The organism is Rhizobium sp. GW821-FHT14E12, assembly GCF_058803745.1.
Genome location: NZ_JBXAPH010000002.1, coordinates 627,322 through 645,924, shown reverse-complemented (window position 1 = coordinate 645,924; position 18,603 = coordinate 627,322). Strand labels below are relative to the sequence as shown.

The following is an 18,603-nucleotide window of genomic DNA, read 5'->3' as shown; positions in this document are numbered from 1 at the left end:
TTTCACAGAAAAGGGATTTCATGTCAGTCCTTCATTCGACGCAGCATGCGCGCCCGGTGCGCCGGACATCGAAGTTTATTCCATTGGCAGCGATACTCTGCTGCACGACGATCCTCACGAGCTGCGTTGTCGGGCCGGACTATGAAAAGCCGAATGTCGCCTTGCCAAGCCATTGGAGCGGGCAGGCTTCGTCGAAGAATGCGTCCTCGCCCAATCTCACGGAATGGTGGAAGCAGTTTCGCGATCCGACCTTGAACGCGCTGATCGAGGAGGCCGTGCAGACGAACCTCGACGTCGCGACAGCCAAGGCGAAGATACGCGAGGCGCGCGCAACCTATCGGGAACAGAAAGGCGCACTGCTTCCGACCGCAGAGGGAACTGCCTCTGCGACGCGTAACCGGGTGGCTGCTTCCGACGGCACAGCTGCCAGCGTTTACAATGAGTTCCAGCCAGGATTTGATGCGAGCTGGGAGCTCGATCTCTTTGGCGGCAACAAGCGCTCCGCGGAAGCCGCGCGCTATGGCGTCGATGCCGCTGAGGAGGATCTGCGCGACACGCTGGTTACGCTGGTGGGCGACGTCACCACATATTACGTGCAGGCACGCGAATATCAGGCGCTGCGGGATCTGGCCAAGAGAACGGCGGTGTCCCAGCGAAAGACGGCCGCTCTCACTCAGGAGGAATTCGCGGCGGGAACCGTGACCGGCGTGGACGCGGCCAATGCCAATGGCGAAGCGAGCAGCACGGAAGCCGATATTCCAACCTATCAAATATCCTATGCGCAGTCGGTGCATAAGCTCGCGGTGCTGCTCGGAAAACCGCCGGCGGCACTCGACGATCGCCTGAAGGCGACAGCTGCGATCCCACAGCCCCCGCTCAAGGTTTCAACCGGCATTCCCGCCAACATACTGACATCGAGACCGGACGTTCGGCTCGCCGAGCGCCAGCTTGCGCAATACACCGCGAAGATCGGCGTGGCCGAGGCGAACCGCTACCCATCGATCTCTCTCACCGGCAGCATAACGTCGTCGGCAACCGATCTCGCCGATCTCGGCCGCAAGTCGACCATCGGCTGGGCCTTCGGGCCGACGCTTACCGTGCCGATCTTCCAGGGCGGCCAGCTGAAGGCAGCCGTCGATGTCGCCAAGGCCGAGCGCGACCAATATTACATCGCCTACCAGGCAGCTGTTCTGACCGCCATGCAGGATGTCGAAAATGCCATCGTCTCGCTGACGCAGGAAAAGATCAAGAACGCCAAACTCGTTTCCTCGGCCTCCTCCTATCGCACGGCCGCGGACCTTTCGCGCCAGCTGAACAAGGCCGGCGCCACGGACTTCCTCAATGTTCTGGATGCCGAACGCTCGCTCTACAGCGCGGAAAGCTCTCTCATCCAGAGCAAGGCGGCGATCGCGACGGATTACATTTCTCTCCACAAGGCGCTCGGCGGCGGATGGGACGGCGTGATCGACAGCTCTAAGCCAGCCGTGGTCGATGCGGGCAGCCCAATTCGGCTAAGATCACCCTCTTAGGGAAGGCGATCTTGCCTTCAAGATTTTTGCGTGATTGTCGACTGGGCGATGAAATCGACCAGGGTTCTGATGTTGTGGGACGGGCTGCTGCTGGCTGGCCATAGGAGGCGGAGAATGCCCGCTTCCCTAACGCAGTCCTGCAATAATGGCACGAGCCGGCCATCCTGAATTTGCGTCGAGACGGACATCGATGGAACGCAGGCAATACCGACGCCTTGCTCCGCCAATTCTATCCTGGCCTCGACCGTATTGACGACCGCTGTCACCGGGAGATCGAGTTCTATATCCGCGCCATTCTCGGCAAGGGGCCATGTGTCGATCCTGCCGGTTTCCGGGTGCCGGCGGTGCAGGCAGAGGTGTCGCAGCAGGTCCTCGGGGCGTTGCGGAATGCCGTGGGCGGCGAGATAGGCGGGGCAGGCCACGATCGTGTGTCGGAAGCGCCCGACCGTGCGGCTCATCAGCCGGGAATCGCGCATGTCCCCGGTGCGGATCACAAGGTCGTAGCCTTCATCGATGACATCGACCAATCGGTCGGTCAGGTCGAGTTCCAGCCGCGCCTGCGGATAGATCTGCATGAAGCGGGCAAAGACTGGCATGAATGTCACGGCCCATGTCGGCAGGCTGACCCGCATCGTGCCGCGCACGACCATCCGAGCCTGCCGCATCTCCTGCGTGGCAAGCTCCATTTCCGCAAGGATGCGGCGGCATCGTTCGAGGAAAATCGATCCTTCCGGTGTTAGGCTGACGCTATGGGTGCTTCGGTGAAAGAGGCGCACGCCAAGGCGTTCTTCAAGTCGCGCGACGGATTTGCCGATGGCCGAGGCGGAAAGGCCGAGTTGCCGACCGGTGTCGACGAAGCTGCGTGTTTCGGCCACCCGGACGAAGACCTTCAGTCCACTGAAATTTTCCATGGGTCAAAACTCCGTTGCGGACAGAATAGTCCGTATAGACCGGAAAGCCAGTGCCTTTCGCTCATACGCTCGAAAGCTATAACTGCCTTATGATTCAACTTCTTATTCCACAGAGCTGTTTAAGTGTGCATCAACGGGTGTCGTGCCGCTTGCGTCCGCTCCGCAGGTGGCGGAGCTTGTGCCATGCATAGGGTGAGCGGGTGGAATGTTGTATTGGCGCTGGCTGCCGGCATCGTGCTGGCCGTCATGATCGACTGGAACAGTTTGTTGGCACGGCATAGTTCGCCGCTTTTTGCCTCCTGGACCGCCCATGGCATTGGTGTCCTGGCAAGCCTTGTCCTTGTGACGCTTCTGCCGGCCCGAACGACCACTGCCCAGGCGCCACTGGAGGGCCGATGGCCGCTCTGGTCGTATCTTGGCGGCATCCCGGGCGCTTTCACCGTGCTGCTGGCCGCCGTCACGGTCAACAGCGTCCTCGGGCTTGCGGGAACGCTGGCGCTCATGCTGATCGGTCAGATGGTGTTTGGGATCGCGGCGGATGCCTTCGGGATACTGGGTCTGCGGCGTGCCTTGCCGGACCGCCGAGATATCTGCGCTATCGCGCTGGTGCTGTGCGGAAGCATCGTCATCATCCTGGCGCGGAGCTGAGCGATGCTTTTGTTTGTCTCGCTTGCTCTGCTCAACGGCATTTTGATCGGCACGAGCCGCGCGATCAACGGTCACCTCGGCAAGAAGGTTGGGCCGCTCAGGACGTCGCTCTGGAACCATGCCGTCGGTTTCATTTTTCTCTCGCTGCTGATCGGCCTGTTCTACAGGAGCGATCTTGCCGTGGGGATGGGCGCGCCGGTGAATGCTTGGCTTGGAGGCGTGCTGGGCGTCGTCTTCGTCGCATTGAACAGCCATGTCATTCCGAGGCTGGGAGCGAGCAAGACCACCAGCCTTGTCGTTGCCGCGCAGATGCTGGCAAGCGTCGCTATCGACAGTTTCGGTAAGCCGGTTTCCAGCGCGACGGTCGTCACCCTTATAGGCGCCGCTTTGATCATTGCCGGCGTCTGGCTGTCGGCATCTTCCGCGAAGAGGAATTCGGTACGCGAACCTGCGCAAGATGCGGTGCCTCCTCATGATCCGGCGCGTCGCGCTATTCCGTAATATCCGGACCGATACACCAGATCCGACATTGTGATCGCCGCTCGGTTGACGTTACTGTGCCTCGAATAGTGAGCCCATTTCCCGAGGACGTTCCATGAGTTCCAGCCCGAGCCCGATGCCGATCGAAGCGGGCATCTTGCAATTCATGGAGATTTGCGATTCTTTCTACCCGCCGGATGCGGTGACAGCTTCCATAGAGCAGCAGCGAGAGTGGTATGATGCGCTCTGTCGCCACTTCGACCGTCCGCTGCCGGACGGCATGCATATCGAAGACGAGCTGGTGATGGACAGGATCCCGGTCCGGCGCTATCGGCCAGGGACGGTCAGAACCCCGACATGCCTGCTCTATCTTCACGGCGGCGGCTTCGTGGTCGGTTCGCTGGAGAGCCATCATGCCATCTGTGCCGAGATCGCCGATTATGCCGGAGCCGAGCTCATATCCGTTGATTATCGTCTTGCGCCGGAACATCGCTGGCCGGCGCAGACGGATGATTGTTTCGCTGTCCTCAAGCACCTGCTCAACGCGGGAAAGACCGTCGTGCTGATCGGCGACAGCGCCGGCGGCAATCTGGCGGCGGGGCTGGTGGTTCGGGCAAAGGGCGAGGGGCTTTCCGGCATTGCCGGGCAGGTCCTGATCTATCCGGCACTCGGCGGCGATCTCGTTTCTGGCTCCTACGTGGAAATGGCCAATGCGCCGGGGCTGACGACGGCGGATGTCGTCTATTACCGCAACGTATTGCAGGCGCCGACTGGCGATCCCGTCGCCGGAGCACTCGCCCAATCCTCTTTTGCCGGCTTGCCGCCAACATTCATCACCGCCGCCTATTTCGACCCGTTGCGTGACGACGGCCGTAACTACGCGGCAAAGCTGGCACAGGCGGGTGTCGAGGTCTGGTTCCGCGAGGAGCCGCAGATGGTGCATGCCTGGCTGCGCGCGCGCCACATGAGCGATGGCGCGCGCACCGGCTTTCGCGCCATATGCGACGCCGTCAGCCGGTTTGCCGGATCGAACTGATCACATCAGATCGCGGGGAATTCGCTTTTCTTCGAAGAGCTTCTCGAAGATCTGCGTCTCGCCTTCGAAGGCGGTGACCGAGGCGCTGATGATCCAGTCTGTCGCCGTGCAGGAAATCTTGGATGTCGAGAGCGTGCGGACGAACCATCCCGGCCGTTGCATGTCACATGTCCAGATTGAGGTGCCGCTCATCGACAACGGATCGTTCGGCGTGATCGACCATACCTCGTCACGCAACTGGCGGGTCGAAAGACCGGTGCCGGGATGCTCGAAAAGGCCGGTATCCTCGCGGATTTCATAATGGGTCTTGTTGGCGGCGAGGTCGCGAAGGACCTGGCGCTTGGTCGATCCTGGCGCGTGTTCGATGTATTTCGGCAGCGGGTCGGGATTATCGGGCTGCTTAATATCGATGACCTCATGCGCGCCGAGCTTCGGCAAAGCGAGGCCAAGCGAGGCGATGTCGATGATCAGGCCCGGATCTTCCGGTGGCGGCAGGACCATCGGCCAATAGGCGGTCGACAGCGACAGGCGGATGCGATGACCCTTCCGGAAACGATAGCCGCAGGCATCCAGCGTCAGCGTCACCGTGGTGCGCTCGCCCTTTTGCAGGGGCTTCGGTTCGGCATTGTCGTCGCGATGGGCAAGGTTGAGCACGCCGAAGGAGACGCGCGTCGCGGTGCCGTCCGGATGCACGTCGACAAGCCGGGCGCAGAGATTGGCGATCTCCGCATCACAGCGCAGCGAGAGGGTGATGACCGGACGCCCGAGATAGTCATGATCGACGGTCAGCGGCGCAGTCTGGAACGTCAGCGAGCCGGCATCGTCACCTCGCTGATCGAGCGCCATTTCGGCATCCGGCTTCAGCGTGAACCATTCGCCGGAGGCAGTGCCGGTATCGAGCGGCGAGCGCAGATAGACGGGATGTTCCGGCGCATGCGGGATTGGCATGCCCTCCATCAGCGTGCCGAACTGCTCGACATAAAAGCATTGCATCTCCGGCTCTTGCCATTCGCGCTTGGCGACCCAGAAACCCGGATCGAAATCGCGACGCGGTGCCGGTTTGATGGCATCGAGAATATAGGCGCGCACTGAGGGCATGCTCTCCGCGCCGTTCTGCTCGCCGCGCAGCCAGCGGTTCCACCAGGCGATGGCCTCGCCGTGGAAGTCTGTGCGGGGTTTCGGCCAGGCAAAATGCGGATATTTGTGCACCCACGGACCGATCAGCGCTTTCGCCGTATCGCCGAGACCTTCGACCGCCTTCAGCGGCGTGTTGCGATAGCCATCCGCCCAGCCGGCGATGACCAGGGCTGGAACGTCGAACTCGGCGAAATTCTCGCAGATCGAGCCATGCCGCCAATAGTCGTCGCGGCGCTGATGCTGAAGCCATTCTTCCATGAAGAACGGCTCGTTCTCCAGGCGTTCCAGCCACATATCCTTCCAGCGGTCGCCGACGATCTCAGGGTCGGGAGCGCGCGACTGATAGGCGAGCATGGTCGCTGCCCAGGAAAGCTGCGCCGAGAGATGGCAGCCATCCTTGTAGTGAATGTCGTCATTATAGCGGTCTACGGTGGAGGCGATGGATATGACCGCTTTCAGCGCCGGCGGCTTCAGGGCCGCGACTTGCAGGCAGTTAAAACCGCCCCAGGAAATACCCATCATGCCGACCGAACCATTCGACCATGGCTGTGCGGCGATCCAGGCGATCAGCTCGCAGGCATTGGCAAGCTCCAGCTCGGTATATTCGCCGTCGATGACACCATCGGATTCGCCCGAGCCGCGAATATCGACCCTGACACCAGCGATCCCGGCGGCTGCAAACACCGGATAGGTGGATTCATCGCGGGGGCTCGTCCCGTCGCGCTTGCGATAGGGCAGGAACTCGAACACCGCCGGCACCGGATTGCTTTCAGCATTGTCCGGCATCCAGATGCGCGCCGCCAGGCGCGTACCGTCCTTGAGGGTGATCCATTGGTTTTCGATGGTGTTAAAGCTGCGGTCAGCCATGATCATATATCCCGAAGACGTTTAAGCATCAAACCATACACGGCTGCCGATGTAGCCATTGGACATATCATTGCCGATGTCATCGACATATCCCTTCACCGTCCTCGAGGCGGCCATGATGTAGTCGTTGAAGACGGGCAGGATCAGGCCTCCGTCGTCTCGCACCATCAGAGCCAGTTGCCGATAAAGCGCTTTGCGTTTTACCTCATCGAGTTCTGACCTTGCCTGCAGCACCATCTTGTCGAAGTCCGGGCGCTTGAAGCGCGTGTCGTTCCACTCTGCGGTCGATAGATAGGAGGTGGAATAGCGCGAATCCTGTGTGGGACGGCCGCCCCAGAAAGAGGCACAGAAAGGCTGCTTGTTCCAGACGTTGGTCCAGTAGCCGTCTTCCGGTTCGCGCTTTACGTCAAGTGTGATGCCGGCCTTGCGCGCACTCTCCTGGAACAGGATCGCCGCATCTACGGCGCCCGGAAAGGCTGCATCGGATGTGAGCAACTGAATTGGACGATCGATGCCCGATTTCTTGAAGTGGAAGGCGGCCTTGTCGGGATCATATGGGCGCTGTTCGATGTCGGTTGGCGCGAGGGCGTAGTTGGAATTGACCGGATAGTCATTGCCGATCGTTCCGTACCCGCCCAGTACCTTGTCCAGGATCGACTGTCGGTCGATGGCATATTTCAGCGCGAGCCGAAGATCGTTGTTGTCGAACGGCGCCGTGTCGCAATGCATCAGAAAGCTATAGAAGCCCTTGCCTGCATTCCGGACGATTTCGACATTCGGTGCTCGCTTCAGCATCGGGACCGTCTTCGGATCGACATTGTTGACGAAATGAACCTGACCGGAGGCAAGGGCGGCAATGCGGGCGGTGTTGTCGTTGATGACGAGGATTTCCACGCTGTCGACAAAGCCGCGATCGGAGCGCCAATCCTTTGGGTTCTTCTCAAAGGTGGCGCGAACGCCGGGTTCAAAGCTTTTCAAGACGTAAGGACCGGTGCCAACAGCGGCTCCTGGCTTTTCGACGCCACCCTTCGGCTGGATGATCAGGTGGTAGTCGGTCAGGAGGAGCGGCAGGTCCGCATTGCCCTCCGAGAGCGTCAGGACAAGGTCACCCGCCTTTTCCTCAATGCCGGTGATCGAGGCCATCAGCCCAAGAGCGCCCGACTGCGAATTTTTGTCCGCATGTCGCTTCAGAGTCGCGACGATGTCGGCGACGGTCATCTTGCTGCCGTCGTGAAACTGCACGTCGTTCCGGATCTTGAAAGTCCAAACGGATGCGTCCGCTGATGGCGTCCAGGAAGACGCCAGTGACGGCAAGGGCGCGCCGGTCTTGGGATCGGATTCGACAAGCGTATCCCCCCAAAGCCGGCCAATGACGAACAGCACGGATGCGCTGTAAGTCGCCGGATCGAGCGCGTCGCTGGTGGCGCCACCCTTGAGGCCGAGCTTCAGATGGCCGCCATGTTTCGCTTCCTGAGCGCGCGCGTCACGCGTCATCAACAGGCCCGAGGCGAGGCCCGGCAAAGCGCCGAGGGCGACGGCCCCGCCGAGAAAGCGGCGGCGGCCGATTTTCAGATCCGAAAATTGATCTTTTTGACGCGTCATTGCAGTTCCCTTTTTGAATTTTGTAGGAGGGAACGTAGAGGTCGGCCTAGCTCAAGCAATTTCGCGACTTGACGCACCTTTAAGCGAGTTTACGCTGTGATGATCAAGACGGAGCTACCCTATGCCTCACCTGGTCGAGAACCTGAAGATTGCATGCGCCACGCAGCGTTCCATTTCGCATGTATGCCGTGCAATTGATATTAATCGGCAGCAATTCAATCGATACATCAACGGCGAAACGAGGCCGTCTGCGCATAACCTGGCTCGTATTGCCGCCTATTTTGATCTCGATGCAGCGGATTTTCTTCTCGCCCCCAAGCTTTTTCGCACACGGCTTCGCGGCCCTTCCGTCGGGCTCAATGAAAGTTCCGAGCTTTTCAAGGCGTTTCCAGGAAATCTTCATGCCTTGAGACGCCATATCGGCTATTTCCAGACCTATCATCGCTCACCGTCCTGGCCAGGCATGGTCGTGTGTTCGTGCAGCCGCCTTAGCGAGCAGGGTGGGTTGGTGCGCGTCAAGTCAATGGAGCGGCTTCGGGATCCTGGAAACGGCATCCAGCAGTTTTCAAAATATGTGGGCTTGGCGGCGTTTTACAGGAACCGAATCTTCATTACGGAGCGTGTTGTCGGTCCGAATTCCATGTTGTCGCAGACGATCCTCCTGCCATTCGACGAGCATCAGCGGGTCTATTTGCGCGGAACGACCATGGGTGTCTCCTGGCGAAAGGAAAACCTCCCCTATGCTTCGCGGATGATCTGGCGGCACGTCGGTGCAGAGCCCGATCTGCGCGAACTTCTGTCGCGCTGCGGGCCGGTCCCGCTATCATCACGCCAGCTGCCGCCGACGGTACGCTCGTTCCTCGCGGACCCATCCGCCGAGGTATATGCGGTGCCGGCAGAGTATTGATGACACCAACTATCGAAACGAGGCCCTCGATCCGGACTAGATGTCTAGGGCTTGGCCTTCCGGCCGCCCGACGGTCAACCCTCTTAAAATCGAAGAGGAAGTTGTGTCTTTACGCAATATATTAAGAGTCGCTTTATGAGAATGCTGTCTATCGTATCGCTCGGTGGCGCATGCTTTGACATTTGGGGGTGCCTAGATGCTTTTGTCTACGAAAACGGATGTAGATTCCAGCCAGCATGCCCACCTTTGCGATCTGTTTCGCCAAGAAGCGAAGATCAATTTGGACAGCGACGCAGACATTCCCGATGCTGTTTCAGTCAACCGGGTCTTGAATTTCATCAAGCGCTGGTGGGGTGAAACCGGAGAGGAGATGGATGTCAATGTATTCTATCGTCACCGCACCCTCGAAGCCCTTGGCCTTGCAACTGCCAATCACGAAGACCTCTCAGCCTCACCAAAAATCATAGAACTTCGAGGCGGGGAAGATGCGGCGCCGTTGCTGGTATTCGCCGGCGGGCCAAGCTGTTTTCTGGAAATGCAGCATCTCATTAAGGAAATCCGCTTTCCTGGACCGATCCTCGGCGTCGCGTTGACGGCCTTCAACCGCGACCCTCAATATCCGGCGACCGTACAAGACGAGGTTGAAAGCACGCTGAGAGCGCTACAAACAGCAGGGATCGGAGAGCCCTATCGATTGCTCGGCTATTCCTTCGGTGGTGTTTTTGCCTTGGAGCTTGCGCGTGCCTTGAAGGCGCAGGGACAAAAGATTGCTTTCCTCGGGATGCTCGATACGCCGTTTGGTGAGCAGGAGTGGCCACTGACGACCTGGGGCAAGTTCATGTGGCAACGCTGGCGGAGAGCTCGGAGCAGAAAGAAGACCCTAACGAAAACCGGTCATCAGGCGGTCGGCCAAGCACCTGCAAAGCCCAGCTTGCCGGTAATCGAGCGACAAGAATACCTCGCGAGAATGTTGAAGCCACTCTCTTTCCGCTACGTTGACCCACGCAAGGCCTATTATCCGGAGCTGGCGCCTCAATGGATAGGGGATTATCCCCCGCGTTTTGACGCCGCCGCCAGACAACTTCTACGAATGAAAGGTCTTTATAAGCCAAGCCGTTATGACGGGGAGCTAACTTTCTATCGCAGTCTTCAAGGATCTCCGGTCGATTGCGATCCAAGGTCTATATGGGGGCACCTTCTTGTTCATGCGGACTGGGTGGACGTTTCCGGCAATCACCAAAGTATGATTGTTGGGCGCAATGCCAGCACGCTCGCTCGTGGACTCAGCGAACGCCTTGTGCGCTGAGCCTTCTATTGGCATGAAAGCGAGCAAGTACTGAACCACTAGGGCTTGATACTCGAGTCATCAATTGCCGGCGCTTTCCATCTTCCTGGTCGTCAGCACCTTCTCCAGCCAGCCGATCTCCATTTCCGGCACCGACTTCAGCAGCAGATCCGTGTAGTCGTCGAAGGGCGGCGACAGCACCTTCGATTTCGGCCCGAAGCGCACGAGTTTGCCGCGATGCATGACCGCGACGCTGTCGGCGATGGCGCGGACGATGGCGATATCGTGGGTGATGAAGATATAGGAAAGATGCGCTTCCGCCTGCAATCTCAGAAGCAGGTTGAGGATGCCTTCGGCGACGAGCGGGTCAAGCGCTGAAGTGGGTTCGTCGCAGAGGATGATCTCCGGCTTGGCCGCAAGGGCTCGGGCAATCGCGACGCGCTGTTTCTGGCCGCCGGATAGCTCGGCCGGATAACGGTCGATGAAGCCCTTGCTCATCTCGATCTGCTCGAGCAATTCCTTCACCCGCGCGGTTTTCGCCGCACCTCGCAGGCCGTAATAGAAGGTGAGGGGACGGCCGATGATGTCACGCACGGTCTGGCGCGGGTTCATTGCGGTATCGGCCATCTGGTAGATCAGCTGGATACGCCGCAGCTCGTCGCGCGAGCGGTTCTTCAGGGCCGGCGTCAGCGGCTTGCCGTCGAAGGAAATCCCGCCGTCGCTGGGCGGCAGCAGGCCAGTGATGACGCGGGCAAGCGTCGATTTTCCGGAGCCGGATTCGCCGACGATCGCCAGTGTCTGGCCTTTCGGTACATGAAGAGAGACGTCGTGCAGCACCTTGAAACCATTCGAGTATTGCGCACTGACGTTCTCGACCTTCAGAAGCGTGTCGGATTGATCTTTCGCCTCTTCCCGCGCCGTCTGGCGAACATTGACGAGGGCGCGGGTATAGTCTTCGCGTGGCGCCTCGATGATCTGCTGGACAGTGCCGTATTCGACTGTCTTGCCGTAGCGCAACACCATGATGTCGTCGGAGATCTGCGCGACGACGGCAAGGTCGTGGGTGATGTAGAGCGCCGCCGTGTGGGTTGCCTCGATGGCATGCTTGATCGCCGCCAGCACGTCGATCTGGGTCGTCACGTCGAGCGCTGTCGTCGGCTCGTCGAAGACGATCAGCTCCGGGTTGGAGCAGAGTGCCATCGCCGTCATGGCGCGCTGAAGCTGCCCGCCTGAGACCTGATGCGGGAAACGGTCGCCGAAGGTCTCGGGATTGGGCAGGCCAAGCACCTGGAACAGATAGAGCGCCCGCTTCTTCGCTTCGTCCTTCGTCATCAGTCCGTGCTTGACGGAGGCTTCGATCACCTGTTCGCCGAGCTTGTGGGCCGGGTTGAAGGCGGCTGCCGCCGATTGCGCGACGTAGCAGACGCGAGCGCCGCGGATTTTTCGGATGCCCGATTTCCCCAAGGGAAGAATATCGACGCCATCGAGCAGCACTTGGCCGCCGGTGATCTCGGCGCCACCACGGCCATAGGCGAGCGCCGAAAGGCCGATGGTGGATTTGCCGGCGCCGGACTCGCCGATCAGGCCGAGCACCTTGCCCTTTTGCAGGTCGAAGGAGACGCCGTCGACGATGGTAACGCGTTTGGGCGGCTCGCCGGGCGGATAGCTGGTTGCTTCGATCTTCAGATCGCGAACGGAAAGTAGCTCAGGCATCGCCACGCCCTCCCTTGAGGCTGGAGGTGCGCTTCAAGAGCCAGTCGACCACCAGATTGACACAGACTGCCAGCGCCGCGATCGCGGAGCCCGGCACGAGAGCGGCGGAGATGCCGAAGATGATGCCGTCCTTGTTGTCCTTGACCATGCCGCCCCAATCGGCGGACGGCGGCTGGATGCCGAGCCCGAGGAAGGAGAGCGTCGAGAGGAACAGGATCGAGAAGGCAAAGCGCAGGCCGAATTCCGCCAGCAAGGGCGAGAGCGTGTTCGGCAGGATCTCGCGGAAGATGATCCAGATCTTGCCTTCACCACGCAGCTTGGCGGCCTCGACGAATTCCATGACCGCAACATCCAGCGCCACGGCGCGGCCGAGGCGATAGACACGGGTGGAATCGAGGATCGCCATGACCAGGATGAGCACGATTAGGTTCTGCGGCAGCACCGCCAGCACCACGAGCGCGAAGATCAGCGTCGGGATCGACATCATCAGATCATTGAACCGCGAGAAGACCGCGTCGATCAATCCGCGTGAGACGGCGGCGGTGAAGCTCAAGATGATGCCGAGCGAGAACGAGATGATCGTTGCGGCAAGCGCCACGAACAGCGTCGTGCGGGCGCCGTAGATCAGACGCGAGAGGATATCGCGGCCGAGATTGTCAAGGCCGAAGAAATATTGCGCGTCGGCCACCTGCCAGACATTGCCGACGACTTCGGTCTCGCCATAGGGCGCGATCCAGGGGGCGAAGATCGCACAGATGAAGGCGAGCAGGATGCCTGCCATGCCGACCCAGGCGGTGATGGGGATATCTCTCAATCTCATCGCGGATGCCTCAGGCGTGGGTTGGCAACGATCGCGAGGATATCGGCGATCATGTTGAGCAGGATGTAGACGGCAGCGAAGATCAGCCCGCAGGCCTGAACCACCGGCATGTCGCGGACGGTGACGGCATCGACCATGTACTGGCCCATGCCGGGATAGACGAAGACCACCTCGACCACGACGACGCCGACGATGAGATAGGCAAGGTTCAGTGCGATGACGTTGATGATCGGCGCCAACGCATTGGGCGCTGCATGCTTGACGATCGAACGGAAGGCACTAAGGCCTTTCAATTCGGCCGTCTCCATATAGGCCGACGACATCACCGAGAGGATCGCGGCCCGCGTCATACGCATCATGTGGGCAAGCACGACGAGCACCAAAGTCGCCGTCGGCAGGGCGATGGCCTTCAGCCGATCGAGAAAATCCATGCCGTCATAGACGGTTGCCGGAAAGGTCGCGATTCCGAATTTCACGCCGAAAAACAGGATGAGCAGATAGCCGATGAAGAATTCCGGTAGTGAAATCGCCGCCAGCGAGATCACATTGATGATCTTGTCCGGCAACCGATTTCGAAAGTGTACGGCCAGCATGCCGAGCCCGACGGCGAGCGGTACGGATATCAGCGCAGCGAAGGCCGCAAGAAAGAGCGAATTGCCGAGGCGCTTGCCGATCTGCTCGCTGACGGAATTCTTGCTGGCCCAGGAGGTGCCGAAATCGCCATGAACGGCGTTACCGAGCCATTCCACATAGCGGGTCGTGATCGGCCGGTTGAGACCAAGATCGGCACGGATGTTGGCAACGGCCTGTGGGGTTGCCGACTGGCCGAGATAGGTCGTCGCGAAATCGCCTGGCAAAGCTTCAAGGCCGCCGAAGATGAGGATCGAGACGGCAAAAAGCAGGACGAGGCTGAGCACGCAGCGCTCGACAATGAGGGACAGCAGCGGAAAACGCTGCTTGAACCTCAATCCGGGCAGCACCGTACTGGGTGGTGTATTGGACATGATGGATGCCTCGCGCAGAAACGTCGGGAGGACCGCGAAGTGTCTCCGCGATCCCGGTTTCGTTAGAGATGAGGGCGTTTTCGCCCGGCTTCGAGCATCAGGCGTCCAGCCAGACGCGGGTCGCGACGTAGCCGTTCGACATGTCGTTGCCGATGTCGTGAACGTAGCCCTTCACCTGCTTGGTGGAGGCGTTCACGAAGTCGTTGAACATCGGCAGGATAACGCCGCCTTCGTCGCGAACCATCATCGCCATGGAGCGATACATCTCCTTGCGCTTGGCCTCATCGAGTTCCGAGCGGGCCTCAAGCAGAAGCTTGTCGAAGTCCGGGCGCAGGAAGCGGGTGTCGTTCCAGTCCGCCTTTGAGAGATAGGCGGTGGAATACATCTGGTCCTGTGTCGGGCGGCCGCCCCAGTAGGAGGTGGAGAAGGGCTGGACGTTCCAGACGTTGGTCCAGTAGCCGTCACCCGGCTCGCGCTTGACCTCGATGTTGATGCCCGCCTTCTTGCAGCTTTCTTGATAGAGCACGGCGGCATCGACAGCGCCCGGGAAAGCGACTTCCGAGGTGCGCAGCAGAACGGAACCGCTGTGGCCGGACTTCTTGTAGTGGAAGGAAGCCTTGTCAGGATCGTAGGCACGCTGCTCGATGCCTTCGGGGAAGAGGGCATAGGTGCTGTTGATCGGGAAGTCGTTGCCGACCTTGCCGTAGCCGCCGAGGATCTTCTTGACCATGGTTTCGCGGTCCATGGCGTATTTCAGCGCAAGGCGCAGGTCGTTATTGTCGAACGGCGCCGTGTTGCAATGCATGATAAACACGTAGTGGCCACGGCCGGCGGTCGCCAGGATTTCGACATTCGGCGCGCGCTTCAACAGGTCGACGGTCTTCGGGTCGACGCGGTTGATGTAATGCACTTGGCCCGACGACAGCGCGGCAATACGTGCCGTCGCATCGTTCATGCCGATGATCTCGATCGAGTCGACATAGCCGCGATCCTTGCGCCAGTCGTCCTTGTTTTTTTCCAGCGTGGCGCGCACGCCGGCCTCAAAGGTGACGAGCTTGTAGGGACCGGTGCCGATCGAGGCGAAGGGATCATCGTTGCCGCCGTTCGGCTGGATGACGAGATGGTAGTCGGTCAGGAGCAACGGCATATCGGCGTTGCCTTCGGTGAGCGTCAGGACGAGGTTGTCGCCATCGGCCTTGATCTCCTTGATCGACTTCATGACGCCGAGGGCGCCCGATTCCGACTTGCTGTCGGTATGGCGCTTGAGGGTGGCGACGACGTCGTCGATCGTCAGATCCTTGCCGTTGTGGAACTTCACGCCCTTGCGGATCTTGAAGGTCCAGGTGACGGCGTCCTTCGACGGCTCCCAGGATTCGGCAAGCGACGGCACGGCAGCACCGGTGAGCGGGTCGGATTCGACCAGCATGTCGCCCCAGCAACGGCCGATACAGAACATGAACTGCGACAGGAATTTTGCCGGGTCCTTGCTGTCGGTGGCGGCACCGCCTTCAAGGCCGAGTTTCAAATGGCCGCCGTGCTTTGGCTCGGCTGCCATTGCGCTTTCGGTGAAAAGTGCGTCGGCAAGTGCCAATGTCATGCCGGCTGCCATGGCGCGTCCCATGAATTCGCGGCGGCTGAGGCCGCCCGAGGTCACGCGGCTTGCGAGATGTTTCGTGTAATCGCTCATTCCCCAGTTCCTTCTTTTTGATGCGTTGATAGAATTCTCGGGCTGGGCTTCAAGAAGCGGTTTCCTCTTCCGCCTGAAGCTTGGTTGCCCGCGATCATGCAGGAAAATCACACGGTTGCTACCGTTTTCTCATTTTCCTTTCCAAATTGGGGCTCGCTTTTCTGCGAAAGCCTTGGCGCCTTCCAACTGGTCCTCGCTCGAATAAAGGGTGTCGACCGTCGCAAACTGCCTTTTGGTGATCTTGTTCATGGCAGTCTGAAATGTCGTTCCCTCGGCTTCGCGAACGATTTCCTTGATGGCAGCGTAGACGAGCGGCGGACCGCTTTCCAAAAGGCGGGCAAGTTCCCATGCCCGATCCATCAATTTATCCGCCGCGACGATTTCGTTGACGAAGCCCCAGCGGTTCGCCTCGACGACATCAAGCCAGCGGCCGGTCAAAAGCATGTCCATCGCGATGTGATAGGGTATGCGCTTCGGCAATTTGATCGACGCGGCGTCCGCGACCGTTCCCGAGCGGATTTCCGGAAGGGCGAAGGTCGCGTGTTCGACGGCGATGATCAGATCAGTGGAAAGGGCGATCTCCAGACCGCCGCCGCAACAGATGCCGTTGACGGCGCAGATGACGGGCTTGTTGAGATCGCGGAGCTCCTGCAGGCCGCCGAAACCGCCGACGCCATAGTCACCATCGACCGCGTCGCCGGCCGCGGCTGCCTTCAAATCCCAGCCGGCTGAAAAGAATTTCTCGCCGGCACCGGATATGATCGCCACGCGCAGCTGGGGATCGTCGCGGAAATCGCGGAAAATAACGCCCATCTCACGGCTGGTCGCAAGGTCGATGGCGTTCGCCTTCGGCCGGTCGATAATGACCTCCAGGATACCGTTGTCGCGTCGAACGCGAATGGGGCTGTGCAACTTCCGCTACCTCCTTCGCCGGATGAGGGCGTCTGCGGCAACGACGCCACGATTGTCTGGCAAAACCATCAACGGATTAATGTCTAGTTCTTCAAGCCGCGCGGCGTGTTTTACGACATATTCTGCCGTTGATACGACGGCATCGACAACTAAATCGAGATTGCCTTTCGCGCCGCCGCGATAGCCTTCGATCAGTTTTTTGACTTTCAGGCGTGAAATGGCCTCAAGAACGTCCGCTCTTGTCACCGGAAGAGGCAAAATGACGGAATCTTCAAGCAATTCAACCAGGATTCCCCCCGCACCGACCGTCAAAGCCAATCCGAGGACAGGATCGCGCACGGCCCCGATGATCAGCTCGGCGACCGGACGCTCGATCATCCGTTCAACCAGATAACCGGAGGCAACATGCGCCATTCCTTGGGCAGCACTTCGTACAGCCTCCATATCCCTCAGGTTGAGCACGACAGCGCCGGCCTCGGACTTATGTTCGACGCCCAACGCCTTCAGGGCGACGGGGAAGCCGAGGCGTTCTGCCTGCTCGGCAGCCTCGCCCGGACTGGCTGCCGTCGCTCCGACGGGAACGGTAAGACCAAAGGCGGATAGCTCCGTCTTGGCGACCGCCTCGTTCAAGGTTTCGATCTCGCCTCCGGTCAAGGCGGTATCGAGCAGCGGCAGTGGTGGCTGAGCGCGCCACGCCGCCCCGATCTGGCTTGCAATTTCGGCCGCCGCTATGGTTTCGCTGATGCCGCAAAGAGGCACGAGGCCATCTTGAATAAGCAGCAGGGCAATCGCCTCGGGCATGTTTTCCGGCAGGGTCGCCAGGATCCCGGCACGGGCGCTCGTCCGCTTTACCGAAGCGGCGACGGCGACGATCGTCGTCATCCAGTCCTCACCGTTGCAGCGATCGTTCCGCGGGAAATCAAGGACAACGAGGTTTAGCGCGTAGCCGCCCTCGAACATGGCCGTGAAGGCCTCCGTCTGACGATCAAGATCACCCCAGACGAAGGTGTGATAGTCGAGTGGATTGGACAGAGTGACCATCTCGCCGAGACTACGCCGCAAGGCAGGCAGCTGCTCGGGCTTCAAAGCACGGAAATCCACGGCTCGGCCGGTGGCGGCATCGGCCATCAACGAGGCCTCGCCGCCGGAGCAGCTCATCGAGGAGATGGCATCGCTTGTCAGTGGACCGGTGACGTGCAGCAGTTTCAGCGTTTCGATCAGTTCCGGCAGCGTGGCGACCCGGCCGATACCGAGACGGGCGAGGATCGCATCGGCAACGGCGTCGCTGCCGGCGAGCGATGCCGTATGCGAGACGGCGGCGCGCTGTGCCTGTTCGGACTTGCCGACTTTCAGCGCGACAACGGGCTTCCGCAGTTCGCGGGCGCGCATGGCAAGTTTCTGTAGCGCCTGGACGTTGCCGAATCCCTCGATGTGAAGGCCGATTGCCGTAACGCGCGGATCCTCTAGGACGGCGAGAGCCAAATCTGACAGTCCGATTTGCGCCTGGTTGCCCGCCGTCATCAGATAGGCGAGGGGCAGGCCGCGTTTTTGCATGCTTAAATTGATGGCGATGTTGGAGGATTGGGTGAGAATGGCGACACCGCTTTCGACGCGCACCATTCCGTGCTGGTCGGGCCAAAGCAGGGCGCCGTCCAGGCCATTGATCAAGCCATAGCAGTTCGGCCCAACAATCGGCATGTCCCCGGCTGCTTCAATGAGAGCAGCTTGCAGAGTTGCGCCATCAGCGAGTTCGGCAACCGCTTCGCTGAAGCCTGAGGCGTAACATACCGCGCCGCCCACTCCTCTGGCTGAAAGCGCGCGGACGATATCGACGGTCAGCAGACGGTTGACGCCGACGAAGGCGGCATCCGGTGCTGACGGCAATTCGTCCACCGAACGATAGCAGCGTCGGCCGAGCACGCTCTCCAGCGTCGGATGCACCGGCCAAATGTCGCCGGCAAATCCCATCCGATCGCATTGTTCGATGACCCGGCGCGCCTCGCGGCCGCCGAAGACGGCGATCGTATGCGGTCTGATCAGGCGGTCGAGCGAGCGTTGGGTCATT

Annotated in this window: 15 protein-coding genes; 6 read left to right on the top strand and 9 right to left on the bottom strand. The window is 60.2% G+C overall.

What is annotated here, in order from left to right; all coding sequences use genetic code 11:
- Nucleotides 1–20: 20 nt before the first annotated feature.
- Entirely contained in the window at nucleotides 21–1,529 is a 1,509-nt protein-coding gene (locus tag AC1RO0_RS11145) for an efflux transporter outer membrane subunit (RefSeq protein ID WP_498592947.1), read from the top strand.
- Nucleotides 1,530–1,546: 17 nt separating this feature from the next.
- Here the strand turns inward: AC1RO0_RS11145 and AC1RO0_RS11140 are convergent, their stop codons facing one another.
- Nucleotides 1,547–2,440 (bottom strand): LysR family transcriptional regulator, encoded by an 894-nt coding sequence (locus tag AC1RO0_RS11140; protein ID WP_498592946.1) that lies wholly within the window; start codon nucleotides 2,438–2,440, stop codon nucleotides 1,547–1,549.
- 183 nt (nucleotides 2,441–2,623) lie between these two features.
- Here AC1RO0_RS11140 and AC1RO0_RS11135 point away from each other — a divergent pair, with 183 nt between their 5' ends.
- The 3 genes from AC1RO0_RS11135 (at nucleotide 2,624) to AC1RO0_RS11125 (ending at nucleotide 4,604) form a co-directional block, all read left to right on the top strand.
- Complete coding sequence (locus AC1RO0_RS11135) at nucleotides 2,624–3,088, top strand: DMT family transporter (protein ID WP_498592945.1); 465 nt, start codon at nucleotides 2,624–2,626, stop codon at nucleotides 3,086–3,088.
- 3 nt (nucleotides 3,089–3,091) lie between these two features.
- Nucleotides 3,092–3,589 carry a DMT family transporter gene (locus AC1RO0_RS11130; RefSeq protein ID WP_498592944.1) on the top strand — a complete coding sequence of 166 codons (498 nt, stop codon included), beginning with the start codon at nucleotides 3,092–3,094 and terminating at the stop codon, nucleotides 3,587–3,589.
- Between the two features lie 94 nt (nucleotides 3,590–3,683).
- Complete coding sequence (locus tag AC1RO0_RS11125; RefSeq protein WP_498592943.1) at nucleotides 3,684–4,604, top strand: alpha/beta hydrolase; 921 nt, start codon at nucleotides 3,684–3,686, stop codon at nucleotides 4,602–4,604.
- Here the strand turns inward: AC1RO0_RS11125 and AC1RO0_RS11120 are convergent, their stop codons facing one another.
- Complete coding sequence (locus AC1RO0_RS11120; protein ID WP_498592942.1) at nucleotides 4,605–6,608, bottom strand: CocE/NonD family hydrolase; 2,004 nt, start codon at nucleotides 6,606–6,608, stop codon at nucleotides 4,605–4,607.
- A gap of 21 nt (nucleotides 6,609–6,629) precedes the next feature.
- Nucleotides 6,630–8,210 (bottom strand): ABC transporter substrate-binding protein, encoded by a 1,581-nt coding sequence (locus AC1RO0_RS11115; RefSeq protein ID WP_498592941.1) that lies wholly within the window; start codon nucleotides 8,208–8,210, stop codon nucleotides 6,630–6,632.
- 121 nt (nucleotides 8,211–8,331) lie between these two features.
- Between AC1RO0_RS11115 and AC1RO0_RS11110 the strand changes: the two genes are divergently transcribed.
- Nucleotides 8,332–9,117, top strand: coding sequence for a helix-turn-helix domain-containing protein (locus tag AC1RO0_RS11110; RefSeq protein WP_498592940.1), 786 nt, complete (start codon nucleotides 8,332–8,334; stop codon nucleotides 9,115–9,117).
- A gap of 196 nt (nucleotides 9,118–9,313) precedes the next feature.
- The gene (locus tag AC1RO0_RS11105; RefSeq protein ID WP_498592939.1) at nucleotides 9,314–10,423 is read left to right on the top strand and encodes a thioesterase domain-containing protein; all 1,110 of its coding nucleotides are present in this window, start codon (nucleotides 9,314–9,316) and stop codon (nucleotides 10,421–10,423) included.
- Nucleotides 10,424–10,483: 60 nt separating this feature from the next.
- On the opposite strand, the gene AC1RO0_RS11100 is transcribed toward AC1RO0_RS11105, so the two are convergent.
- From AC1RO0_RS11100 to AC1RO0_RS11075, 6 genes are all read right to left on the bottom strand, one after another.
- On the bottom strand, nucleotides 10,484–12,115 hold the full coding sequence (locus AC1RO0_RS11100; protein WP_498592938.1) for an ABC transporter ATP-binding protein: 1,632 nt from the start codon (nucleotides 12,113–12,115) through the stop codon (nucleotides 10,484–10,486).
- Nucleotides 12,108–12,935: an ABC transporter permease gene (locus AC1RO0_RS11095; protein ID WP_007694889.1), complete on the bottom strand. Its 828-nt coding sequence runs from the start codon at nucleotides 12,933–12,935 to the stop codon at nucleotides 12,108–12,110. Before AC1RO0_RS11095 ends, AC1RO0_RS11100 begins: the two co-directional genes overlap by 8 nt.
- Nucleotides 12,932–13,939, bottom strand: coding sequence for an ABC transporter permease (locus AC1RO0_RS11090; protein WP_498592937.1), 1,008 nt, complete (start codon nucleotides 13,937–13,939; stop codon nucleotides 12,932–12,934). The genes AC1RO0_RS11095 and AC1RO0_RS11090 overlap by 4 nt, the downstream gene beginning before the upstream one ends.
- 97 nt (nucleotides 13,940–14,036) lie before the next feature.
- Nucleotides 14,037–15,626 carry an ABC transporter substrate-binding protein gene (locus AC1RO0_RS11085; RefSeq protein WP_498592936.1) on the bottom strand — a complete coding sequence of 530 codons (1,590 nt, stop codon included), beginning with the start codon at nucleotides 15,624–15,626 and terminating at the stop codon, nucleotides 14,037–14,039.
- A 129-nt stretch (nucleotides 15,627–15,755) separates the two neighbouring features.
- On the bottom strand, nucleotides 15,756–16,538 hold the full coding sequence (locus tag AC1RO0_RS11080) for a carnitinyl-CoA dehydratase (RefSeq protein ID WP_498592935.1): 783 nt from the start codon (nucleotides 16,536–16,538) through the stop codon (nucleotides 15,756–15,758).
- Nucleotides 16,539–16,544: 6 nt separating this feature from the next.
- A complete protein-coding gene (locus AC1RO0_RS11075; protein WP_498592934.1) occupies nucleotides 16,545–18,602 on the bottom strand; it encodes an acetate--CoA ligase family protein in 2,058 nt (685 codons plus the stop codon).
- Nucleotide 18,603: the final 1 nt, after the last annotated feature.